At 65.5% G+C, this 23,480-nt stretch carries 20 protein-coding genes and 1 pseudogene; 14 read left to right on the forward strand and 7 right to left on the reverse strand.

Translation table 11 applies throughout. The annotated features are described in order from the left end of the window. Positions 1 to 45: 45 nt before the first annotated feature. Complete coding sequence (locus AB0313_RS00370) at positions 46 to 666, reverse strand: L-threonylcarbamoyladenylate synthase (RefSeq protein ID WP_141941162.1); 621 nt, start codon at positions 664 to 666, stop codon at positions 46 to 48. 138 nt (positions 667 to 804) lie between these two features. Here AB0313_RS00370 and AB0313_RS00375 point away from each other — a divergent pair, with 138 nt between their 5' ends. The 6 genes from AB0313_RS00375 to AB0313_RS00400 all read left to right on the forward strand — a co-directional run bounded on the left by AB0313_RS00375 (position 805) and on the right by AB0313_RS00400 (position 4,756). Then, positions 805 to 1,236: a VOC family protein gene (locus AB0313_RS00375; RefSeq protein ID WP_366302892.1), complete on the forward strand. Its 432-nt coding sequence runs from the start codon at positions 805 to 807 to the stop codon at positions 1,234 to 1,236. A gap of 47 nt (positions 1,237 to 1,283) precedes the next feature. Continuing rightward, a complete protein-coding gene (locus AB0313_RS00380; protein ID WP_366302894.1) occupies positions 1,284 to 1,970 on the forward strand; it encodes a hypothetical protein in 687 nt (228 codons plus the stop codon). Positions 1,971 to 1,988: 18 nt separating this feature from the next. Next, on the forward strand, positions 1,989 to 2,495 hold the full coding sequence (locus tag AB0313_RS00385; protein WP_366302896.1) for an HAD domain-containing protein: 507 nt from the start codon (positions 1,989 to 1,991) through the stop codon (positions 2,493 to 2,495). A 152-nt stretch (positions 2,496 to 2,647) separates the two neighbouring features. Continuing rightward, the gene (locus tag AB0313_RS00390) at positions 2,648 to 3,901 is read left to right on the forward strand and encodes an inorganic phosphate transporter (RefSeq protein WP_366302898.1); all 1,254 of its coding nucleotides are present in this window, start codon (positions 2,648 to 2,650) and stop codon (positions 3,899 to 3,901) included. Continuing rightward, positions 3,898 to 4,119, forward strand: a complete 222-nt coding sequence (locus tag AB0313_RS00395) for a hypothetical protein (protein ID WP_141941171.1) — start codon at positions 3,898 to 3,900, stop codon at positions 4,117 to 4,119. Before AB0313_RS00390 ends, AB0313_RS00395 begins: the two co-directional genes overlap by 4 nt. 61 nt (positions 4,120 to 4,180) lie before the next feature. Then, entirely contained in the window at positions 4,181 to 4,756 is a 576-nt protein-coding gene (locus AB0313_RS00400) for a dihydrofolate reductase family protein (RefSeq protein ID WP_366302901.1), read from the forward strand. Here AB0313_RS00400 and AB0313_RS00405 read toward each other — a convergent pair. Further along, positions 4,753 to 5,217, reverse strand: a complete 465-nt coding sequence (locus tag AB0313_RS00405) for a hotdog fold thioesterase (protein WP_366302903.1) — start codon at positions 5,215 to 5,217, stop codon at positions 4,753 to 4,755. The genes AB0313_RS00400 and AB0313_RS00405 overlap by 4 nt on opposite strands. A gap of 19 nt (positions 5,218 to 5,236) precedes the next feature. On the opposite strand from AB0313_RS00405, the gene polA reads away from it, so the two are divergent. The 3 genes from polA to rpsA all read left to right on the forward strand — a co-directional run bounded on the left by polA (position 5,237) and on the right by rpsA (position 11,168). Further along, positions 5,237 to 8,077 (forward strand): DNA polymerase I, encoded by a 2,841-nt coding sequence (polA, locus tag AB0313_RS00410; protein ID WP_366302905.1) that lies wholly within the window; start codon positions 5,237 to 5,239, stop codon positions 8,075 to 8,077. Between the two features lie 77 nt (positions 8,078 to 8,154). Continuing rightward, on the forward strand, positions 8,155 to 9,453 hold the full coding sequence (locus AB0313_RS00415) for a GNAT family N-acetyltransferase (RefSeq protein WP_366302907.1): 1,299 nt from the start codon (positions 8,155 to 8,157) through the stop codon (positions 9,451 to 9,453). A gap of 239 nt (positions 9,454 to 9,692) precedes the next feature. Next, positions 9,693 to 11,168: a 30S ribosomal protein S1 gene (rpsA, locus tag AB0313_RS00420; protein WP_141941178.1), complete on the forward strand. Its 1,476-nt coding sequence runs from the start codon at positions 9,693 to 9,695 to the stop codon at positions 11,166 to 11,168. Positions 11,169 to 11,327: 159 nt separating this feature from the next. Here the strand turns inward: rpsA and AB0313_RS00425 are convergent, their stop codons facing one another. Next, entirely contained in the window at positions 11,328 to 11,825 is a 498-nt protein-coding gene (locus AB0313_RS00425) for a GNAT family N-acetyltransferase (RefSeq protein WP_141941180.1), read from the reverse strand. Beyond that, positions 11,809 to 12,459, reverse strand: a pseudogene (locus tag AB0313_RS00430) (YigZ family protein). The gene AB0313_RS00425 and the pseudogene AB0313_RS00430 overlap by 17 nt, the downstream one beginning before the upstream one ends. A gap of 136 nt (positions 12,460 to 12,595) precedes the next feature. Between AB0313_RS00430 and AB0313_RS00435 the strand changes: the two are divergent. The 4 genes from AB0313_RS00435 to AB0313_RS00450 all read left to right on the forward strand — a co-directional run bounded on the left by AB0313_RS00435 (position 12,596) and on the right by AB0313_RS00450 (position 17,916). Then, positions 12,596 to 13,231, forward strand: coding sequence for an SRPBCC family protein (locus AB0313_RS00435; RefSeq protein WP_366302909.1), 636 nt, complete (start codon positions 12,596 to 12,598; stop codon positions 13,229 to 13,231). Positions 13,232 to 13,292: 61 nt separating this feature from the next. Then, positions 13,293 to 14,507 (forward strand): dephospho-CoA kinase, encoded by a 1,215-nt coding sequence (gene coaE / locus AB0313_RS00440; protein WP_366302911.1) that lies wholly within the window; start codon positions 13,293 to 13,295, stop codon positions 14,505 to 14,507. Positions 14,508 to 14,587: 80 nt separating this feature from the next. Continuing rightward, positions 14,588 to 16,702 carry an excinuclease ABC subunit UvrB gene (gene uvrB, locus AB0313_RS00445; RefSeq protein WP_366302913.1) on the forward strand — a complete coding sequence of 705 codons (2,115 nt, stop codon included), beginning with the start codon at positions 14,588 to 14,590 and terminating at the stop codon, positions 16,700 to 16,702. Between the two features lie 185 nt (positions 16,703 to 16,887). Continuing rightward, a complete protein-coding gene (locus AB0313_RS00450; RefSeq protein ID WP_141941186.1) occupies positions 16,888 to 17,916 on the forward strand; it encodes a TerC family protein in 1,029 nt (342 codons plus the stop codon). Between the two features lie 142 nt (positions 17,917 to 18,058). Here AB0313_RS00450 and AB0313_RS00455 read toward each other — a convergent pair whose 3' ends face one another. The 3 genes from AB0313_RS00455 to AB0313_RS00465 form a co-directional block, all read right to left on the reverse strand. Then, positions 18,059 to 19,324, reverse strand: coding sequence for an alpha/beta fold hydrolase (locus AB0313_RS00455; RefSeq protein WP_366303239.1), 1,266 nt, complete (start codon positions 19,322 to 19,324; stop codon positions 18,059 to 18,061). 64 nt (positions 19,325 to 19,388) lie between these two features. After that, on the reverse strand, positions 19,389 to 19,895 hold the full coding sequence (locus AB0313_RS00460; protein WP_366302915.1) for a GNAT family N-acetyltransferase: 507 nt from the start codon (positions 19,893 to 19,895) through the stop codon (positions 19,389 to 19,391). A 59-nt stretch (positions 19,896 to 19,954) separates the two neighbouring features. Next, on the reverse strand, positions 19,955 to 22,498 hold the full coding sequence (locus AB0313_RS00465; RefSeq protein WP_366302917.1) for a DUF3516 domain-containing protein: 2,544 nt from the start codon (positions 22,496 to 22,498) through the stop codon (positions 19,955 to 19,957). Between the two features lie 97 nt (positions 22,499 to 22,595). On the opposite strand from AB0313_RS00465, the gene AB0313_RS00470 reads away from it, so the two are divergent. Further along, the gene (locus AB0313_RS00470; RefSeq protein ID WP_307305796.1) at positions 22,596 to 23,375 is read left to right on the forward strand and encodes a trans-aconitate 2-methyltransferase; all 780 of its coding nucleotides are present in this window, start codon (positions 22,596 to 22,598) and stop codon (positions 23,373 to 23,375) included. Positions 23,376 to 23,480 lie beyond the last annotated feature (105 nt).

The raw sequence follows: 23,480 nt of genomic DNA on the forward strand, positions 1-23,480 counted from the left end.
GTCGGACATTACGACGGCGGCACCCGCCAAAGTGCCCCGCGACGGCTACTCGAAGCGGGACGGGTCGCCCATGCCCCGCCGGACGATCTCGGCAACCCCGCTGGAAAAATCGACCACAGTGGTGGGCTCGGCGCCGCAGTCACCGGCATCGATCACGGCGTCCACCTGGTGGTCCAGCCGCTCCTTGATTTCCCAGCCCACGGTCAGTGGTTCCTCTTCGTCCGGCAGCAGCAGCGTGCTGGACAGCAGCGGCTCTCCCAGTTCGGCCAGCAGCGCCTGGACCACGCGGTTGTCCGGGATGCGCACCCCCACGGTCTTCTTCTTGGGATGCAGCAGGCGCTTGGGCACTTCCTTCGTGGCAGGGAGGATGAAGGTGTAGCTTCCGGGCGTGACGGCTTTAATGCTGCGGAAGACGTCATTGCCGATGTTCACGAACTGTCCCAGCTGCGCGAAGTCACGGCAGACCAGGGTGAAGTGGTGCTTATCGTCCAGGTGCCGGATGCTCCTGATGCGGTCCAGGGCCTCCCGGTTGCCCATCTGCGCTCCCAGGGCGTAGCAGGAGTCCGTGGGGTAGGCGATCAGGCCGCCGTCGCGGATGATTTTTACTGCCTGCGCGATGGCGCGGGGCTGCGGGTCATGGGGATGAACGTCAAAGAATCGGGCCATGACCCGAGCCTACGTTCCAGCGGTCCGTACCGCACCCATGGAACGGGGCCAACACGGGAAGCGTGACCTACCGGGCCGCAGTGCAATGCGGCAGGATGTTGTCTGCCCGGTTCCGCTTCTGTCAGAGGAGATCCTTCCATGCCAATGATCCTCAATCCTTACCTCAGCTTCCGCGACAATGCCCGCGAGGCACTGAACTTTTACCAGTCCGTCTTCGGCGGTCAACTGACGCTCAGCACTTTTGCCGACTTCCAGGCCAGCGAGGACCCTGCCGAAGCGGAGAAGATCATGCACGGCATGCTGACCACCACGCAGGGCATGGTGCTCATGGGAGCCGACACACCGAACAGCATGGAGTACCAGCCGGGTTCGGCCATCTCCATCTCCCTCAGCGGCGACGACGAAGTGGAGCTTCGCGGGTGCTACCAGAAGCTGAGCGGCGACGGGGGAAAAGTGACTGTTCCGATGGAAAAGGCGCCGTGGGGTGACGTTTTCGGCATGTGCACGGACCGGTTTGGCGTTTCCTGGCTGGTCAACGTGAACACACCGCAGGCCACCCCCACCTCCTGACACAAGGCTCCCTTGAGGCCGGACCTCCGGACTGCGAGGATTAATGCGTGAGGTCCCTCATGGAGTTCCTGTCCGACAAATGGTGGATGGTGTTTCCGCTGATGGCGTTCGCCGGACGCTGGGCACGGGGCTGGCGGCAGGCCGGCGAGGGCCGGTACCGGCGTAGGGTGGGGCCTGGCACACTCAGGAACCACGCGCTGGAGGCTGAACGGGCCTCCGTCGCCGAGGTGCAGGCACTGATGGACACCCATCAAGCCACCAACCGGCGGTGGCTTGAATACGAGCTCGATGTGGGCAAGCTTATCGACTTTCCCCTCATGACCGACGTCCGGGAGCCGCTCACCGTTGCCTTCCTTCGCGCCAAGCGCCAAGCCGACGGCCAGCGTCCGGCCTCCGCCGAAGAGCTTAGGTCCGAGTCCGGCCTTGCCGCCTACCGGCAGGCGGTCAACAGCTTCGCCGTGGCCCTTGATGTGGCCGAGCGGGAAGCCCGGCGCATCAGGGACAGCAGGTTCACCGGTCCGGAGCGTGCACGGCTGGCCACGGCCCGGAAACTGCTGATGATCGCGGAAAACCACGCGGCCACCCCGGCTGAACGACAGGCTGCGTACAAACGGGCGCGGCGTGAGCTGGACGGCCTCATCGTCCTGCCGGACGCCACCATGGCGGCCATCGAGGAGAAGATCGCGCCCCAGCTGGACCCGGGACCGCGGCCGCCGCAGTTCCACCAGGGCTGAGCTCCCGCAGGCGGCAGCGTGGAGCGGACGCTTTACCTGGACGTTGACGGGGTGGTCTGCCCGTTCGGCCCGCAAGGAGTCACAGGGTGGGGGTCGGCCTGGCAGTATGCCGACGCCGGCCTGTTGCCTGTCGCCTACGCGGCGGAACTTGTGGCCGAACTCAATGCCTTGGCCGTGACGCCAGGGCTGCGCTGCGTCTGGCTGACCAGTTGGGAGGAGCTGGCACCCCGGTACTTGTGTCCCGCCCTCGGTCTGGCCGGTACCTCGTGGCCGTACCTGGCTGCGGACGGGGCTGCCGGCGGGACAGGCTGGTGGAAGCTCCGTGCCATACAGGAAGATGTCGAAAAAACCGGCCCCGATGCCGTGGCCTGGGTGGACGACCAGCTGGTTTTCGAAGCCGAAGCGCAACGGTGGGCGCGCATCCTGGGCCGGCGCATCCTCACCGTCTCGCCGCACCCGCGGCACGGAATCACGCCCGCCGAACTCGGCATCCTCCGGTCTTTCCTTGCCCAATCCGTGTTTTGACCTCATGCAGGGTACGCGTACGATCGATAAGGTTTCCCGCCGGTTGTGCCCTCGCCGCAAGTCATTCCACGCAAACAGCCGGTGAACTATGCTGTGCAAGGCAGCCTGGTAAGAGAAACTGCTGACCGTCGACTCTGCAGATTGGGCAACAGGTGGATATCACCTTCATGGTGGCGCTGGTGATCGCACTGGCACTATTTTTCGACTTCACGAACGGCTTCCACGACACCGCGAACGCCATGGCAACGCCCATCGCGACGGGTGCCATCAAGCCCAAGACAGCGGTGGCCCTGGCTGCCGTCCTCAACCTGGTGGGCGCCTTCCTTTCCACCGAGGTGGCCAAGACAGTATCCGGCGGCATCATCCGCGAGGGCTCCGGCGGCGTCCAGATCACCCCCGAAATCATCTTCGCCGGGCTGATGGGCGCCGTTCTGTGGAACATGATCACGTGGTTGAAGGGCCTGCCTTCCAGCTCCTCCCACGCCCTCTTCGGCGGCCTCATCGGCGCGGCAGTGGTCGGGGCAGGATTCAGCTCCGTCAATTTCGAGAGCCTGGTCCAGAAGGTCATCCTTCCAGCCGTCTTCGCCCCCGTGATTGCCGGCCTTGCCGCCTATGTCTGCACCCGTCTGGCCTATGCCCTCACGGCACGCCACGATCCGGAAACGGGCACCAAGCTCACCCAGAAGCGCGGGGGCTTCCGCACCGGCCAGGTCTTCACCTCCAGCCTGGTTGCCCTGGCCCACGGAACCAACGACGCCCAGAAAACCATGGGCATCATCACGCTGGTCCTGATCGCCGCCGGAAGCCAGGCACCGGGCTCCGGTCCCCAGCTCTGGGTGATCACCGCCTGCGCACTGGCCATTGCCGTCGGAACCTACGCGGGCGGGTGGCGCATCATCCGCACCATGGGATCGGGCCTGACCGAGGTGAAGCCCGCCCAGGGCTTCGCAGCCGAGACCAGCACGGCATCCGCCATCCTTGCATCCTCACATTTGGGCTTTGCCCTCTCCACCACCCAGGTTGCCTCCGGCTCCGTCATCGGCTCCGGAATGGGCCGCCGCGGCACCACCGTCCGTTGGAACCTGGTGGGCAAGATCGCGCTGGGCTGGCTCTTCACCCTCCCGGCGGCAGGCGTCGTCGGAGCCCTCACCGCCCTGTTGGTGAAGACCGGTGCCGTGGGCGTGCTCATCGCCGCCGTCGCCGGAAGCGCCGCGGTGCTCTTCATGTTCTTCTACTCACGCAAGTCGTCCGTGAGCCACCAGAACGCCGTGGAGGTCGAGGAAGCCGGCCAGGCTGTCCGGTTCGCAAAGAAGAAGGCCCGGGCCGAAGCAAAAGCCAAAGCCAGGGCAGAAGCGCAAGCCAGGGCTGACGCCAGGGCCAACAACACCAAGGAGAATCGGCGATGAAGTGGTTGGAACTGCTGAACGTTGCGGTTGCAACGCTGGTGGCCGCCGCAACAGTGGTGACCCTTTACTCGCTCGGCGTCCGGCTGACCGCCATCGCCGCGGACGCACAGCAGACCTCGCCCGGCGTCAAGCGTTCCTTCGCCTACCTCTGCTTCGGCCTCTGCGGCCTGGCGGTCCTGGCCGGGCTCTACCTGATCATCCCCTACTTCTCCAAGTAGGGCACCCGGCCGGCGCCGCCCGGCTGTTGGCCAGCCCATTGCTCCTGGTTAGGCTGGGGCCATGCCGCGTATCCAGTACTTTGTGGCCGCATCCCTGGACGGCTTCATCGCCACGACCACCGACAACCTGGACTGGCTGCTGCAGTTCGACGGCTTCGAAGGTGGAGCGGACAGCTACAACGGCTTCATGGCAGGTGTTGGCTGCATCGTCATGGGCGGGGAGACGTACGCCTGGCTGATGGAGCATGAGCCGGGCAGGTGGCCGTACGCCGGCACGCCCAGCTTCGTCTTCACCCACCACGAGTACCGCGCCCCTGAGCGCGCGGACGTCACGTTCGTGCGCGGGAACGTCGAGGAATTCATTGCCGACTTCCGGCGTGCGGCGGGGGACGGGAACATCTGGGTCGTCGGTGGCGGCAACCTGGCAGCCCAGTTCGCCGACGCCGGACTGCTCGACGAGATCATCCTCTCCGTCATCCCGGTGGTGCTGGGCGCGGGGAAGCGGCTGCTGCCCATGAACGGCCCGACGCCGCCACTTGAGCTGGCGGCCTCCCGCACCCTGGGCAGGGGCATCGTTGAGTTGCGCTACCTGTTGCCCGGGTCCCGGGCCGGCAGTCCTGACCCGGGTTTCCCCTAGCCGGCGTTGTCGCGGAGCATGTTGGTGATCCGCGCGGTCGAAAGGCGTCTTCCCTGGGCATCAGTCATGACGATCTCGTGCGTGGTCAGCGTGCGTCCCAGGTGGACTGCCGTGCAGGTGCCAGTGACCACGCCTTCGGCGATCGACCGGTGGTGCGTGGCGTTGACCTCAATGCCCACGGCATGGCGCCCCGGGCCGGCATGCATTCCTGCGGCGAAGGAACCCAGTGTTTCCGCCAGCACCACGTGCGCTCCGCCATGAAGGATGCCTGCCACCTGCGTGTTTCCTTCCACCGGCATGGTGGCAACGGTGTGTTCAGGGCTCATCTCCAGGAAACGGATCCCCATCTTCACCACCAGGGCCCCGACGCCAAACCTGCCCAGCCAGCCGTGCATGTGGTCGGGAATACCGGCGGCTGTGAGCTCTTCGGCCAAAGCGCCCGGCGTGAAATTGTCTGTCATGGCAACTAGGCTGGCACCTGTGAGTGAAACAACCAAACCGGTCCCTTTCCCGTCCCAGGCCATCGATGAGGGGACTGCCGTGCAGCGCCCGTCGTCCGCTTCCAGGCCTGCTGTGAAGCCCGCTACCCCCGCGGCCGGAGGATCTGTTTCAGCTACCGAAGCCCCCGTCATTCCCATCACCGACCAGCCACGGCTCCTGGTCCTTGACGGTCACTCCATGGCCTTCCGCGCATTCTTCGCCCTGCCGGCCGACAAGTTCTCCACCTCCAACGGCCAGCACACCAATGCCATCCACGGCTTCACCTCCATGCTGATCAACCTGATCAAGGAACAGCAGCCCACGCACATCGCGGTTGCGTTCGACGTCTCTGACGAATCCACGCACCGGAAGACCGAGTACAGCGAATACAAAGGCGGCCGGAACGAGACCCCCCGCGAGATGAGCGGCCAGATCGACCTCATCGGACAGGTCATGGAGGCCTGGGGCATCAAAACCATCAAGATGCCCGGCTACGAGGCTGACGACATCCTGGCCACGCTCGCCGCCATGGGAGAGAAGGCCGGATTCGAGGTGCTGCTGGTTTCCGGTGACAGGGACGCCTTCCAGCTCGTCACGGACAACGTTTTCGTGCTCTACCCCAAGAAGGGCGTCAGCGATATTCCCAGAATGGATGCCGCCGCCATCGAAGCGAAGTACTTCGTTCCCCCGTCCCGCTATTCGGACCTCGCCGCGCTGGTGGGGGAGACGGCGGACAACCTGCCCGGCGTGCCCGGCGTGGGGCCCAAGACGGCGGCAAAGTGGATTAACCAGTACGGCGGCCTGGAAGGCGTCCTGGAGCACCTTGATTCCATTGGCGGAAAGGTGGGTGACGCGCTCCGCGAGAACATCGAGAACGTTAAGCGCAACCGGCGGCTGAACCAACTGCACACGGACCTGGCACTTCCCGTCACCCTGGAAGACCTCTACCAGCCGCGCCCTGACCAGGCCGCCATCGAAGACCTCTTCGACCAACTCGAATTCAAAGCCATCCGCGGCCGGTTGTTCGCCCTGTACGGGGACGCCGACACCCCTGCAGCCGAGCGCGAAAGCATCGACACCCCGGAGTACACCACCCCAGTCAATGCCGCGGATCTGGCCGCTTTCCTGGCGGGGGGCTCCGGACAACGGTCCGCCCTCGCCGTCGACCTCGTTCCGGGCCGGATTGGCGAGGACGCCGCTGCGGTGGCCATAGTCCGTTCTGGCGCCGCCGTGTACGTGGACCTCGCAGACCAGGACGCGGAGACTGAGAACGTCCTGGCCGCCTGGCTGCGCGACCCGGAGGCGCCCAAGGTGATGCACGGGTTCAAGGCTGCGCTGAAGGCCCTGAGCGCCCGCGGGCTGGAGCTTGAAGGCGTCGTGGACGACACCTCCATCTCCGGCTACCTCATCCAGCCGGACCGCCGCACCTACGAGCTCGCCGAGCTTGCCCAGCACCACCTCAACGTCGGGCTTCCCGCCGCCACGGCCAAGGCCGGGCAGCTGGAACTGTCGTTCGACGGCGACGACACCGCCGCCGCGGACGCCCTGGTCCAGGCGGGCGCGGTTGTGCTGGCGTTGAGCCGCTACTTCGAGGACGAACTCAAGGAACGCAAGGCAGAGGAACTTCTCTCTACCCTCGAGCTGCCGGTCAGCCGGGTCCTGGCCGACATGGAACTCGCAGGCATCGCGATCGACATGGACAAGATGGACGAGCAGCTGGCCGACCTCGCCCGCGTCATTGACCAGGCACAGGAACAGGCCTTCGCCGCCATCGGCCACGAGGTCAACCTTGGTTCGCCCAAGCAGCTGCAGACCGTCCTGTTCGACGAACTCCAGCTTCCCAAGACCAAGAAGATCAAGTCCGGCTACACCACGGATGCAGCCTCCCTGAAGAACCTTCTGGAAAGAACCGGGCACGAGTTCCTGGTGCAGCTCATGGCGCACCGCGAGGCCGCCAAGCTGCGCCAGATGATCGAGTCGCTGAAGAAGTCTGTGGCGGAGGACGGCCGCATCCACACCACCTACGCCCAGAACGTTGCAGCCACCGGCCGCATCTCGTCCAACAATCCCAACCTGCAGAACATCCCCATCCGCAGCGAGGAAGGCCGCCGCGTCCGCGGGATCTTCGTGGTCAGCGACGGCTACGAGTGCCTCCTGTCCGCCGACTACTCCCAGATCGAGATGCGCATCATGGCGCACCTCTCCGGGGACCAGGGGCTGATCCAGGCCTACAGGGACGGCGAGGACCTGCACCGCTTCGTCGGCTCCAACATCTTCCACGTCCCCACGGACCAGGTCACCAGCGCCATGCGCTCGAAGGTCAAGGCCATGTCCTACGGCCTGGCCTACGGACTGACCTCCTTTGGCCTGTCCAAGCAGCTGGAGATCTCCGTTGACGAGGCCCGCACCCTGATGAAGGACTACTTCGACCGCTTCGGTGCCGTCCGCGATTACCTCCGGGGCGTTGTGGACCAGGCCCGCGTGGACGGGTACACAGCCACCATCGAAGGGAGGCGGCGCTACCTGCCGGACCTCACCAACACGGACCGGCAGCTGCGGGAGAATGCCGAACGCATCGCGCTCAACAGCCCCATCCAGGGCTCGGCAGCGGACATCATCAAACGCGCCATGCTGGGCGTGCACGCGGAGCTGCAGGCGCAGGGCCTGAAGTCGCGGCTGCTGCTCCAGGTCCACGACGAACTGGTTCTTGAAGTGGCAACGGGGGAGCGGGCAGCAGCGGAAAAGCTGGTGACTGAGCAGATGGCAGCCGCGGCCGACCTCAGCGTGCCGCTGGAAGTGCAGATCGGCGTCGGACCCAGCTGGTACGACGCCGGCCACTAGGCGTTGCGGGCCGGCGGCGCCCGGCGGGGCAACGTTGTTGCTGGCCAGGCGCCGGATTCGTTACTAGGCTCGGGTAAATGGGGAATCTGAGCGGTAACTATGAGATACGGCGCTTTCCTGCTGTCTCGGAGGGCAGGGACGGCTACGAAGAAGCCGAAGCCTGGGCCCGGGCGGTCGCCTTCGGGTTCCACGATGCCACCCGGTCCGCCGCCCATGTGGCATGTTCCATGGCCACCTACGAGGCTGACGGCAGGATCTTCACGGGCGCCTACCAGACGGGCCCGGTGGCGCAGTCGTCCCTTCCCGCCGAGGTGCCCGTAGCCACCTTCGGCACGTTCCGGAAAACACTCAACATCGGCTTCGGACGAATGCTTGAGACCCAGATGGTTACCGCCGTGACCGTCCGGACCCCGCACCGGCGGCGTGGCCTGCTGCGCCGCATGATGACCGAAGACCTGCAGGCCGCCAAGGACGACGGCATCGCCGTTGCAGCACTCACCGCTTCAGAGGGCAGCATTTACGGACGCTTCGGATACGGTGTGGCCAGCCTGGAACGCTCGGTGAAAGTGGACACCACGGCGCGGTTCAGGGTGCGCCCCCAGGCCACGGGCACCGTGGAGGTCGCAGACCCCAAAGTCCTGCTCGAGGTCGCCCCCAAAGTGTTTGGGCGGGTGCATCGCCACACGCCAGGGTCCCTCGGACGCCAGGAATGGTACTGGCTGCTGGCCTCCGGGTCGCTGAGCCGGGAGGGCAAGGAAGATCCGGCCATCAAGGCGGCGCTGCACTATGGGCCGAATGGCAGCGTGGACGGTTACGTCTCCTACAAGTTCGCCGGCTGGGATACCACGCCGGCCACCATGGAGGTGGTGGATCTCGTGGCGGCCACCGATCAGGCCTACCTGGAGCTCTGGCAGTATCTTGGCGCCATTGACCTCGTGGAGCGCGTCACCTGGAATGAAGCGCCGGTGGACGACCCCCTCGCCTGGGCGTTGACTGATGCGCGCTGCATTGATGCCTCGGACAGCCGGGACATGCTGTGGCTCAGGATCCTCGACGTCCCGCAGGCGCTGGCAGCCCGCCATTACCCGGCGGACGGCCGGCTGGTCCTCACTGTGGCGGACCCGCTGGGCCTCACTGCAGGCACATTCGCCCTGGACGTCAAGGGCGGCGGGGCCGCCGTCGAACTCCTGCCCGGGGATGCGCCCGCGGACCTCGCGCTGGACGTCTCAGCCCTGTCCTCCATCTACCTCGGCGGAGTGAGCCCAGTAACGCTCAAAGCCGCCGGCGCCATCAGCGAGGTTACCCCCGGAGCCGCCTTCAAGGCCCAGCAGATGTTTGCGGTTGAACGAGCCACCCACTGCCTGACCCATTTCTAGGTCCGGGCCCGCCTGGCACACGCCGCTTTGACCCTCATTGCCGGCAGCGACTAGAATAAACGGGCGTGTACCACGTGCGCGCACTTGCGGCCCCCTGGGGCTGCATCAAGAAAGTAATCCACAAAATCAGGATGACCCGGAGGATCCGTCGGATTCACCGCGAATCGCGCCTGCGTTCCATGACGCGGGCGCGCCGGTTTGCCTGACCGACTAACTATCCACAACGGAGCCCCTACTACATGACCATCACCTCCACCGAGAAGCCCGGTACCCCCGTCGTCGCCATTAACGACATCGGTACCGCTGAGGACTTCCTCGCAGCTGTCGACGCCACCATCAAGTACTTCAACGACGGAGACCTCGTCGAAGGTACCGTCGTCAAGGTCGACCGCGATGAAGTCCTGCTCGACATCGGTTACAAGACCGAAGGTGTCATCCCCTCCCGTGAGCTGTCCATCAAGCACGACGTTGACCCCGGGGACGTCGTCTCCGTCGGCGATCAGGTCGAAGCCCTGGTGCTCACCAAGGAAGACAAAGAAGGCCGTCTGATCCTGTCCAAGAAGCGCGCTCAGTACGAGCGTGCCTGGGGCGACATCGAGAAGGTCAAGGAAGAAGACGGCGTCGTCACCGGTACCGTCATCGAGGTTGTCAAGGGTGGTCTTATCCTCGACATCGGCCTGCGCGGCTTCCTGCCCGCATCCCTCGTCGAGATGCGCCGTGTGCGCGACCTGGCTCCGTACATCGGCCAGCAGATCGAAGCCAAGATCATCGAACTGGACAAGAACCGCAACAACGTGGTCCTGTCCCGCCGTGCATGGCTCGAGCAGACCCAGTCCGAGGTCCGCTCCACCTTCCTCAACAAGCTGGAAAAGGGCCAGGTCCGTCCCGGCGTTGTTTCGTCCATCGTCAACTTCGGTGCATTCGTGGACCTGGGCGGCGTAGACGGCCTGGTTCACGTTTCCGAGCTGTCCTGGAAGCACATCGACCACCCGTCCGAGGTTGTCGAGGTTGGCCAGGAAGTCACCGTCGAGGTCCTCGAAGTGGACCTGGACCGTGAGCGTGTCTCCCTGTCCCTCAAGGCTACGCAGGAAGACCCGTGGCAGACCTTCGCCCGCACCCACGCCCTGGGCCAGGTTGTTCCGGGTAAGGTCACCAAGCTGGTTCCCTTCGGTGCGTTCGTCCGCGTCGAAGACGGCATCGAAGGCCTGGTCCACATCTCCGAGCTGGCTGTCCGCCACGTGGAGCTGGCCGAGCAGGTTGTCTCCGTTGGCGACGAACTGTTCGTCAAGGTCATCGACATCGACCTGGAACGCCGCCGCATCTCGCTGTCCCTCAAGCAGGCCAACGAGGGCGTCGACGCCGACAGCACCGAATTCGATCCCGCTCTGTACGGCATGGCCGCAGAGTACGACGAAGAGGGCAACTACAAGTACCCCGAGGGCTTCGACCCCGAGTCCAACGAATGGCTCGAGGGCTACGAAGCACAGCGCGCCGCATGGGAGCAGCAGTACGCTGACGCCCAGGCACGTTGGGAAGCCCACAAGAAGCAGGTTGCCCAGCACGCTGCCGACGACGCTGCTGCAGCGACGTCCGGTGACAGCGACTCCGGCGCCACCAGCTACTCCTCCGAGCCTGCTGCCACCGACACCGGTGCCGGCACCCTGGCTTCGGACGAGGCACTTGCTGCCCTGCGCGAGAAGCTGACCGGCAACTAATTGCCACCGGCCCGGTACATCCGGGCTGACATGACGGGCCCCCGCGAAAGCGGGGGCCCGTTCTGTTTTAACCCGGCAGACGCGGCGGGCGCGCCGGAAGGGGGCCCGTTCCCCAGTGGGGTGTGCTCCCCAGCTGAGGGCGACAGGGGTTGCGCGGGTTTATAGGTCGACGACGCCGAGGACTGTCCCTTCGCCGTCGTCCGTCAGCGCCGCCCCGGCTTTCGTGAGCAGCCGCAGGGCGCTGCGGTTGCCGGCCAGGGTCCGGGCGGTGACCCGCTGGAGCCCTGCCCGGCGGGCTTCGCCGAGGACGAGGTGCAGGGCCGCGGCGCCGATTCCCCGGGAACGGAAGCTGCGGCCAAGCCAGATACCGGTTTCCGCCGACTGCACGTCTTTGTCATTCCGTCTAAGCCGCACTGAGCCGGCAATGTCGCCGCCACAGAAGACTGCCCAGGATTTTTCTGCGGCGGGTCCGTCCAGTCCCGCGGCGGCAGCATGGTGGTAGCCGTAAAACCAGGCCGTGCGCTCCAGGTTCCAGCCAGGGCCGCCCAGCGGGGGAGCCACCTCATCCGGGGAAGCATCCCTCTTGGCCAGCTCCAGCAGTTGGTCAGCCACGGCGTCATCGACGTCCACCAAGGCAATGTCAGCCGAGGGCTTCATCAACCCACTCCGTTCCGTCGGGGGAAAGGGTTGTGGCGCCCGCCGTGAGCTGCAGGATCCGTTCAGTTGCCGCGGCGATGGCGCCGGCATCATCCGGGACGGCAATCCGCAGCACCGTATGCCGGTCCTGGTACGTGGTGTCGGCCATGACCATGCCTGCCGCCCGCAGGTCGTTCTACAGGCGGCCCGCTGCCGCGTGGGGGACAGGGGCGGAGCAAATGCGCAACCGGCTGCGGTGGACCAAGGGCGCCACATCCAGGGACGCCGAGATCGATTCCGAGTACGCCCGCACCAGGCCGCCGGCGCCGAGCAGGACACCGCCGAAATAACGCACGACGACGGCGCTGACGTCGCTGAGGTCCGTTACCCCGGGAGCGGTTTCCCTCTTCAGCAGGGCTTCGAGCATGGGAATGCCTGCAGTCCCCGCGGGTTCGCCGTCGTCGCTGGAGCGTTGGACAGTCCGGTCGGGCCCGATGACGAACGCGGAGCAGTGGTGCCGGGCGTCATGGAACTCGCGACGGAGGCCTGCCACGAGGTCCCGGGCCTGGTCCTCGGTGCCGGCCCGCCGGAGGACCGTGATGAACCGGGAGCGCTTGATCTCAAGTTCGTGCCGGTAGTCCTGCCCTGCTTTCAGGGTGGTGTAGGCGGTGGCCCGGCTGTCCGTGTCCTGTGGTGGGTCCGCCGGGTTCAACACCGCTTCAGTCTAGTGGAGAAGCGCATCAGGCCTATCGGCCCATGACAGGGCAGGCTGCAGCCTGGAAACTTGACCCATGTCACGCATATTCAGGTGGCCGGCCAGGCCGGTAGTGCTGCTGGCAGCAGCGGCAGCATCGGCTGCCTGGTTCCGAAGGCATTACCTGCGCTGGGGTGAAACTGATGCAGAGACGGCCGACGCGCTCCCCGGCGATGACTTCCTGCCCACCCCCGACCTGCTGGCAACGCGTGCGGTTACCATCAAGGCCCCCGCTGGGGCTGTATGGCCCTGGCTGGCGCAGATGGGCCAGGGACGCGGCGGTTTCTACAGCTACGACTTCCTGGAAAACTTCCTGGGCCTCGACATTCACAGCGCAGACCGGATCCACCCGGAGTGGCAGGACATCCAGGCCGGGGACCATGTCCACCTGGCACCGGCTGCGTCCTCGGACCTTGAAGTGGCCCTCGTTGACGAGGGAAGCGCCCTGGTCCTGCGGGTTCCACCCGGTTCACCTCCCGGGCCGTTCGACTTCACCTGGGCGTTCGTCCTGCGGCCGCAGCCCGACGGCAGCACCCGGCTGTTGGTCCGGGAGCGGTACGCCTACCGCCAATGGTGGGTAGCCTGGATGGTCGAAGCAGTGGAGGTGGCGAGCTTCATCATGTCCCGGCGGATGCTTCAGGGAATCAGAATCCGAGCGGAGAATAACGCGTAACCGCATGACCGGCGCACAGGGACCACTCGGCGGTCCAGGAGGCGTGCCCTAGTGTGGGAGGGTGCTGAAGATTGGGTTGACGGGCGGAATCGCCTCAGGGAAATCAGTGGTGGCCGCCCGCCTGAAGGAACGCGGCGCAGTGTTGGTGGACGCGGATGCGCTGGCCCGTGAGGTGGTTGAGCCCGGTACTGAAGGGCTGGAACGGATCATCTCGGAGTTCGGTCCCGGGATGCTCGACGACGACGGGCGGCTCAACCGGCCGCGGCTGGGCGAAGCGGTGTTCGGCAATCCGGACCGCCTTTCCGCGTTGAATGCGATCGTCCACCCCTTGGTGCGCGCCCGGGCCGCGGCCATCACGGCTGGGGCCGGCCGGAACTCCGTGGTGGTCCAGGACATTCCCCTCCTGGTTGAGACCGGCCAGGGCGCGGCCTTCCACTTGGTGGTTGTGGTGGACGCACCTGACGATGTGCGGGTGCAGCGCATGCTGGACATCCGGGGGATGACGGTGGAGGCTGCCCGTTCCCGGATGGCCTCGCAGGCCTCTCGAAGTGACCGGCTGGCCGCTGCCGACGTCGTCCTCGACAACTCCAGCACCCTGCAGCACCTTCTGGACCAGGTGGACCGGCTGTGGGATGCGCGGCTGGTGCCGTTCGCCCACAACCTGGCTGCGCGGACACGTGCACCACGCCGTGGGGGACCGGTGCTGGAACCGCACCGTGACGAGTGGGCCGTCCAGGCAGCCCGGATCGCGGCGCGGCTGGTGGCGGCGGCCCCGGAGCTCATCCTGGCGGTGGACCACGTTGGTTCCACCGCCGTTCCCGGCCTGGCCGCCAAGGACGTCATCGACCTGCAGGTGTCGGTGCAGGATCTCGAGGCCGCCGAAAAGCTGGCCCCGTTCCTGGCGGCCGCCGGCTTCCCGGCGGTACGGGGAGCGGAGTCGGACACGCCGAAGCCCGGCGATCCTGACCCGTCCGCATGGCAGAAGCGGTTCCACGCCAATGCCGATCCGTGCCGGGCCGTCAACGTGCACGTCCGCGCAGCGGGTTCCGCGGGATGGCGCTACGCGCTGATGTTCCGGGACTGGCTGCGGAACGATCCCTCCGCGCTTCGGGATTACCAAGCGCACAAGGCGGACCTGGCGGGCCGCTTCGCGGATTCGCCCACTACCAGGGCTTACGCGGAAGCAAAGGAGCCGTGGTTCACGGACACTGCGTGGCCCCGGATGTCGGCCTGGGCTGAGGCAACCGGGTGGGTGCCGCCGTCGTACCCGTCCTGACACCGGAGCCTGCGTTCGGCGGTGTTCGCCTGTAACGGAAGCGGCAGTCCAGTGTCAGTGGCCCGCTGTAAATTAGATTCATGAGCCTTGCGCAGGAGATCAACCGTGTTGTAGCGCCCTTCGAAGTCATCAGCGAGTTCAAACCTGCCGGAGACCAGCCAGCCGCCATCGCGGAACTGACGCAGCGCATCAACAACGGTGAGAAGGACGTGGTGCTGCTTGGCGCCACCGGTACCGGTAAAAGTGCCACCACTGCCTGGCTTATTGAACAGGTGCAGCGCCCCACCCTGGTAATGGTGCAGAACAAGACCCTTGCGGCCCAGCTCGCCAACGAGTTTCGCGAACTGCTGCCCAACAACGCGGTGGAGTACTTCGTTTCCTACTACGACTACTACCAGCCCGAAGCATACGTGGCGCAGACGGATACCTTCATCGAGAAGGATTCCTCCATCAACGAGGAAGTGGAACGGCTCCGCCACTCCGCCACCAACGCGCTGCTGACCCGCCGCGATGTGATCGTGGTGGCCACCGTGTCCTGCATCTACGGCCTGGGAACCCCTGAGGAATACATTTCCGGCATGGTTACCCTCCGCCGTGGCGCCGAGATGAACCGGGACGACCTCCTCCGCAAGTTCGTCTCCATGCAGTATTCCCGCAACGACATGGACTTTCACCGTGGAACCTTCCGGGTCCGCGGCGACACCGTGGAAATTATTCCCATGTACGAGGAACTGGCCATTCGGATTGAGTTCTTCGGCGACGAGATCGAGAGCATCCACACGCTCCACCCGCTCACCGGCGAGGTCATCCGCGATGAGGAAGAGATGTACGTCTTCCCGGCTTCCCACTATGTGGCCGGCCCGGAAAGGATGGCGCGGGCCATCAAGCGGATTGAGGATGAACTGGCGGACCGGCTCAAGGTGCTGGAAAGCCAGAACAAGCTCGTCGAAGCCCAGCGGCTGCGGATGCGCACCACGTACGACCTCGAAATGATGCAGCAGATGGGTTTCTGCAACGGCATCGAGAACTACTCAGCGCACATTGACGGCCGTGGGCCCGGCACCGCGCCGCACTGCCTGCTCGACTACTTCCCGGACGACTTCCTGCTGGTGGTGGATGAGTCCCACGTGACCATTCCCCAGATCGGGGCCATGTACGAAGGAGACATGTCCCGCAAACGGAACCTGGTGGACTTCGGCTTCCGGTTGCCGTCCGCGATGGACAACCGGCCGCTCAAGTGGGACGAGTTCCTGGAACGCGTGGGCCAGACCGTCTACCTCTCCGCCACCCCCGGCAAGTATGAACTGGGCAAAGCGGACGGCTTCGTCCAGCAGATCATCCGGCCCACGGGCCTGGTGGATCCCGAGGTGGTGGTCAAGCCCACCAAGGGGCAAATCGATGACCTCCTGGGCGAAATCAAGACCCGGGTAGAGAAGGATGAGCGCGTCCTGGTCACCACCCTGACCAAACGCATGGCGGAGGACCTCACCGACTACCTGCTGGGCCACGGCGTGAAAGTCGAATACCTGCACTCCGATGTCGACACCCTGCGGCGCGTGGAGCTCCTGCGTGAACTGCGGCTGGGATCCTTCGACGTCCTGGTGGGCATCAACCTCCTCCGTGAGGGCCTCGACCTTCCCGAGGTGTCCCTGGTCAGCATCCTGGATGCGGACAAGGAAGGCTTCCTGCGCTCCTCCACCTCCCTGATCCAGACCATCGGACGGGCCGCCCGCAACGTCTCCGGCCAGGTACACATGTATGCGGACCGGATCACCGACTCCATGGCCAACGCCATTGACGAAACCAACCGGCGCCGCGCCATCCAGGTGGCCTACAACACCGCACATGGTGTCGATCCCCAGCCGCTGCGGAAGAAGATCGCCGACATCACGGACCAGTTGGCCAAGGAAGACGCCGATACGGATGCGCTGCTGGGCAGCTTCGACTACGGCAAGGGCAAGCGTGGCATCACGGGGGCCAACAAAGCCGGGACCAAGAAGGGCGCGGCGCAGGTCCGTTCCGATGGCCTGGCGGCCGCGCCGGCCGAGGACCTGGTGGGCCTGATCGAGCAGTTGACGGAACAAATGCATGGCGCCGCGGCCGAACTCCAGTTCGAGGTGGCGGCGCGGATCCGTGACGAAGTCAGCGAACTCAAGAAGGAACTGCGCCAGATGCAGGCGGCCGGCCACGCCTGACCTCTGCCGGTTATTCGGCTGGGGTACAGTTAAAGGCACGTAGGGGAGTATCCCAAGCGCTACGATCGTCAACACGCAGGGCATGGTTGCCCGGCCGGGCGTAGCGGGCCGCCGCATCAGCACCAAGTGCACTGGCAGGCCGGAGAGACTTACACCATTTTGTGTACCCTGCGAAAGGCTTCGCCGTGCCCGATTTGCCTGTTTGGTTTGAGGTTGGCTCCTTTGTCGTCCTCGGCCTGATTCTCCTGACCGATCTCCTCCTGGTGGTCCGGCGCCCGCACGAACCGTCCATGAAGGAAGCCGGTCTCTGGGTGGCCTTCTACGTCACCCTGGCCCTCGTCTTCGCCGGCGCCATGTTTGCCTTCACCGGTGCCGAATTCGGCAGCCAGTTCGTGGCCGGCTGGGTCACCGAGTACAGCCTCAGCATCGACAACCTGTTCGTGTTCATCATCATCATGGCCAGGTTCTCCGTGCCGAGGAAGTACCAGCAGGAAGTGCTGATGGTGGGCATCATCATCGCCCTGATCCTGCGCGGCATCTTCATCATGCTCGGCGCCATCGTCATCGAGCAGTTCAGCTGGGTCTTCTACATCTTCGGAGCGTTCCTGCTGTGGACGGCCTGGAAGCAGGCCCAGGACGAGGGCGAGGAGGAAGAAGACCGGGAGAACCCGCTGATCGCCAGGATCCGCAAGGTCATTCCCATGTCCGAGAAGTTCGACGGCGGTAAGCTGCGGACCACAGTGAACGGCAAGAAGGTGTTCACCCCAATGGTGATCGTCTTCATCACCATTGGCCTCACGGACCTGCTGTTTGCCGTGGACTCCATCCCCGCCATCTTCGGCCTGACCCAGAGCCCGTTCATCGTCTTCACCGCCAACCTGTTCGCCCTGATGGGCCTGCGGCAGCTGTACTTCCTGCTGGGCGGTCTGATGAACCGACTCATATACCTGAAGCACGCCCTGTCCTTTATCCTCGCTTTCATCGGGATCAAGCTTGTCCTGCACGCCATGCATGTCAATGAGCTGCCCTTCATCAACGGCGGACAGCACATCGAATGGGCGCCTGAGATTCCCACCTTCGTGTCACTCGCAGTCATCGTGGGCACCATCATCGTCGCCGTTGTCGCCAGCCTCCTCAGCTCCAAGGCCCAGGCGGCCGCGATTGATCCGCGGCTTGAGGAGGACGCCCGGAAGAGCCACAGCGACGCCGAGTAGGCGCCACCAGGCGTTTACCGCGCAGCAGACCCCGGCCGCATGAGCGGCCGGGGTCTGCTTTTTTGAGCCACCGGCTCCATTCCCGCTGCGGAACTGGGAATCCAAACACCAAGCCTTCGTCACCCGCGCAGCGCACCGTGGGTCAGCGGGTGGCTGACCGGACCATCTCCAGCAGGCGGGCAAAAATCCGCTCACCGTCGTCGGCTATCCCGTCGTGGTGGAAGTCAGCTGTCTCCCAGACCTGCAGCCCGCGCACGGCCGCGGCGGTTCGGAGGGAGAGGTCGCGGTCCACGTAGATATCGTCCGTGTAGACCGCTGCTGCCACCGGAACGGCGTTGCCGGCCAGCACCTGGGGATCGTAGAGCGGCTTCCAGTCCTGCTTTTCCGCCAGCAACTGGGCTACTTCCTGCAGCGGCTGGAGGGCAGGGTCCTGCTCGAAGTACCACGGGTACACCATTTCGCCCGTCAGCAGCAGGGGCTCGGCGTCCGGCCTGAACCAGGGGTTTTCGGCAAGCATCCGCCAGGCTGACCAACCGGTGGCTGCGCCCTGGCCGTAGATGGACTCGTGCATCAGCGCATACAGGGGGTTGGACCGTCGTGAGACCACACCCTGGAGCTGTTCCAGGAACGTGTCCGAAAGCCTCGGTCCGCCGGCAGTCTCCACGAAGGCGTCCTCCAGCAGGTAGTGAAGGCTGTCCACGCGGGTGTTGCCGCCCAGGAAAGCCCCCGCCATCTGAAAGCGCTCCACAGTCAGGGGTGTGCCGTCGGGCATCGATTCGGTGGTGGCCCGCAGGTGGCTGGCGATCCGCTCCACCGTCTTCCGGTCCTCCGGATACCAGCCGAAGTATTCATCGTTCCGCGCCGCCACGCGCTGGTACGTGGCCCTGTACACGTCGTCCGCGCTGCCGGTGAGCGGCGCCAGGCCACCGGTGATCAGGACTTCACGCAGGCCCTCCGCTGCAAATGACAGGTAGGTCAGGGCGCAGAAACCGCCGTAGCTCTGGCCGTAGATGGTCCAGGGCGGCGACGACAGGGCCGTGCGGATCAGCTCGGCGTCCGCCACGATCGAGTCGGCGCGGAAGTGCTCCAAGTAGGCGGCCTGCGCAGCTGCAGACCCCCGGTCTGCCAGCGTGACGCGGTCGAGGGGGGTGGAGAGGCCGGTGCCGCGCTGGTCCAGCATGAGGATGCGAAAGTCCTGGGCCGCTGCCTTGCCCCAGCCGCCCAGGGAACCCCACCTGTTGCCGCGCCCGCCCGGTCCGCCCTGCAGGTAGAGGAGCCAGGGCAGCCGGGAAGCAGCCTCCTCGCTGTGCGCCGCTGAGACATACTCCCGCGCAAAAACGGTGATGGCCCCGCCGGTTGGTTCGTCGTGGTCCAGGGGTACCGTGAAGTAGTGCTCCACCGACCGCATGCCGCGGAATTCATGCCTGGCCCTGATTTCGTGCCCGACGGCGGCAGCCGGGCTCTGCTCCACGTCAGCCACGGGCAGGAGCAGGAAGGGAGGTCGCCTGGCTAAAGCGGTCCAGCGCTTCACCCGTAAGACGGAAGGTGGACCAGCCGTCCATGGGGCGGGCACCCAGGCGGCGGTAGAAGTTGATGGACGGTTCGTTCCAGTCAAGAACGCTCCATTCCACGCGCGCGTAGCCGTTGACGACGGCGATGGCGGCCAGGTGCTGCAGGAGGGCCTTGCCATGGCCTTCGCCGCGGGCTTCTGGACTGACGTAGAGGTCTTCCAGATAGATCCCGTGCACGCCCTCCCAGGTGGAGTAGTTCAGGAACCACAGGGCGAAGCCCTGCACCTCGCCCTCCTCGTTTTCCGCCATGGCGGCGAAGACGCGCGGGTTTTCCGCGAACAGCACCTGCTCCAGCATTTCCGGCGTGTTGCGGACGGCGTCCGGTTCCTTCTCGTACCGGGCCAGTTCGTGGATCATGCGGAGGATGGCGGGGACGTCGTGCCGTGTTGCGGGCCGGATTACACTCATTCTCCGAGCTTACCGCCGGCGCCGGATGGCCTCCCTCAGGGTCCGCGCCGGCTGCCGCGTCAGAGCCGGTTCACGTCCGTCACCCGCACCACCGCAGTGCCGCTCGCATCCGACTCCGCCAGGTCCACGTCCGCCGAGATGCCCCAGTCGTGGTTGCCGGCGGGGTCGTCGAAAATCTGCCGCACCTTCCAGCTTCCGGGTTCCTCGGTGATGATGAGCAACCCTGGTCCCCGGGCATCAGGCCCTGTCCCAATATCGTCGTGCTCGTCGAAGTAGTCGTCCAGCGCATCTTCCCAGCGGTCGGCACCCCAACCGGAGCCGCCGTCGAGCTCTCCCAGCGCGGTGGCGTCCTCGTCGGCGAACAATTCAACGCGGCGGAACATCTCATTGCGCACCATCACGCGGAAGGCACGGATGTTGGACGTGAGCGACGGCGGCGGAGGCGGCGGCGCGTCGTGCGGCGTCGGCGCCGCACCGGAGGCCAGTTCCTCCCACTCGTCCAGGAGGCTTGAGTCGACCTGCCGCACCAGCTCACCCAGCCACGCGGTCAGATCGGCCAGGTCCTCCCGGAGCATGTCCTGCGGGACGGTCTGGCGCAGTGCCTTGAAGGCGTCGGCGAGGTACCGGAGCACGATCCCTTCCGACCTCGCCAGCCCGTAGAACTGGACGAATTCGCCAAAGTTCATGGCCCGTTCGTACATGTCGCGGACCACCGACTTCGGCGCGAGCTCGAAGTCGCCCACCCACGGCGCGGCCTTCCGGTAAACCTCGAACGCCTCACCCAGGATTTCCGCGAGCGGCTGCGGGTAGGTCACCTCGTCCAGCATGGCCATCCGCTGGTCGTAGTCGATGCCGTCAGCCTTCATGGCCGCCACCGCTTCACCGCGGGCCTTCTTCTGCTGCGCCGACAGGATCTGCCGCGGTTTCTCCAGGGTGGCCTCGATGACGGAGACCACGTCCAGGGCGTACGACGGCGACTCCGGGTCAAGGAGGTCCAGTGCGGCAAGTGCGAAGGGGGAGAGCGGCTGGTTCAGGGCAAAGTTCGGCTGAAGGTGGACGGTCAGCCTGACGGTGCGCCCGTCGGGACCCTGCTCCTCCGGGGGAATCCGCTCGATGACCTCGGCGGCCAGCAGTTCCCGGTAGATGCCCAGTGCCTTCTTCATCAGGCGCAGCTGGGAGGACCGTGGCTCGTGGTTTTCGGTGAGCAGGCGGCGGGCGGCAGCGAAGGGGTCGCCGGGCCGTTCCATCAGGTTCATCAGCATCGCGTGGGTCACGGTGAAGCTGGATGTCAACGGGTCCGGAACGGATTCCACCAGCCGCTTGAATGTGGGTTCGCCCCAGGACACGAACCCCTCGGGCGGTTTCTTCTTCACCACCTGGCGCAGCTTTTTCTGGTCGTCCCCGAACTTTGCGGTGGCCTTGGCCATCGCCTTGACGTTCTCGATCACGTGCTCGGGAGCCTGTACCACCACCGTCCCGGCGGTGTCGTAGCCTGCCCGGCCGGCCCGGCCCGCAATCTGGTGGAACTCACGTGAGTTGAGCAGCCGGGTGCGGACGCCGTCGTACTTGCTCAAGGCGGTGAGCAGCACCGTCCGGATGGGCACGTTGATGCCCACGCCCAGTGTGTCCGTCCCGCAGATGACCTTCAGCAGCCCTGCCTGGGCCAATTGCTCCACAAGCCTGCGGTATTTGGGGAGCATTCCGGCGTGGTGCACGCCGATTCCGTGGCGAACCAGCCTGTTCAGCGTCTTGCCGAACCCGGCCGCGAACCGGAAGTTGGCAATGAGCTCCGCGATTTTGTCCTTTTCCTCCCTGGTGCATACGTTGATGCTCATCAGGTTCTGCGCGCGGTCGATCGCTTCGAGCTGGCTGAAATGCACCACGTAGACCGGCACCTGCCGGGTGGACAGCAACTCCTCCAGCGTCTCGTGCACGGGGCTCTGGTGGTAGTAGTAATGCAGGGGAATGGGCCGCTCCGCCGAGCTGACCGTGGTGGTGGCACGGCCCGTTAGGGCGGTCAGCCCCTCTTCGAAGCGGGTGACGTCCCCCAGCGTGGCGGACATGAGCAGGAACTGCGCCTGCGGGAGTTCCAGGAGGGGCACCTGCCAGGCCCAGCCGCGCTGCGGGTCTGAATAGAAGTGGAACTCGTCCATGATCACAGCACCCAGCTCCGCGGCAGCGCCTTCCCGCAGGGCAATGTTGGCCAGGATTTCCGCCGTGCAGCAGATGATCGGCGCGTCCTGGTTTACCCCCGAGTCCCCGGTGATCATGCCCACGTTCCCGGCCCCGAAGATGTCGCAGAGTGCAAAGAATTTCTCGGACACCAGGGCTTTGATGGGCGCCGTGTAATAGCTGCGGCGGCCTTGTGCCATGGCCTGGAAGTGCGCGGCGATCGCCACCAGCGACTTACCGGAGCCTGTGGGTGTGGCCAGGATGACATTGGCCCCCGTTGCCAGTTCCATGATGGCTTCGTCCTGGGCCGGGTACAGCGACAGCCCCCGGCTTTCCGTCCATTCCACAAACCGCGTGTAAAGGGCGTCGGGGTCGACGGCGTCGGGACGGTTGGGGACGGACAGATCGCTCAGCTGGTCAACGAGTTTCATTGACTTCAACCTTAGTGCCACGTGGCATACCGGCAGGGCGGTGCTGCCGGGTTAGGCTACGGCTTGCCCGTGTGTGCGTCAGAACCTGGAGAGATTCATGAAATGGGACCCCGAAAAATACGTCCAGTTTGGGGACTACCGGAACAGGCCGTTCTTCGATCTCACGGCCCGGATCCATGCGGAGGATCCCGTGCAGGTGGTGGATCTTGGCTGTGGCCCAGGAAACCTCACGGCAACCCTGGCGGAACGCTGGCCAGGTGCCCGGGTGGTTGGTGTGGATTCCTCCGCTGAGATGCTGGCAAAGGCCGCCCCGCTGGCGGCGGAAGTTCCCGGCCTGAGCTTTGAACAGGCGGACATCGCCGACTGGATGCCCTCCCCAAAGACGGATGTCGTGGTGAGCAACGCGGCCCTCCAGTGGGTCCCGGGCCACCAGGACATGATGCGGAGGTGGGTCGCAGCCCTCCGGCCGGGGGCATGGTTCGCCGTGCAGGTGCCCGGGAATTTCAACGCCCCCTCGCACGCCCTTATGCGCGAACTGGCGGCGTCGGACCGCTGGGCTTCGAAGCTGGCCGGCGTGCTGCGGGGCGGCGAGTCCGTGGGGGATCCTGCGGACTATTTGCGCATCCTGCTGGATGCCGGCTGCGCCGCGGATGCGTGGGAGACCAGCTACCAGCAGGTCCTGACGGGGACGGACGCGGTATTGGAATGGGTCCGGGGCACTGGACTCCGCCCGGTCCTGGCCGCCCTTGGGGAGGCTGACGCCAAGCGCTTCGAAACCGAGTATGCAGCCGCTTTGCGGGAAGCCTATCCCCAGGGAGTGCACGGCACCGTATTTCCTTTCCGCCGCATCTTTGCCGTGGGCCGCAAAGCGGACTGACGCCCTCCCCGATGCTTTTCCAGCCAGTCACACGATGTGACAGCAAAGAAAAGTGATCTGGCTTACAATGTCCTCTGGTGTAGGGGTCAAGCCGCTGGCCCCCTC

It is taken from the genome of Pseudarthrobacter sp. NPDC080039 (genome assembly GCF_040702335.1).
Classification (GTDB): Bacteria; Actinomycetota; Actinomycetes; order Actinomycetales; family Micrococcaceae; genus Arthrobacter; species Arthrobacter enclensis_A.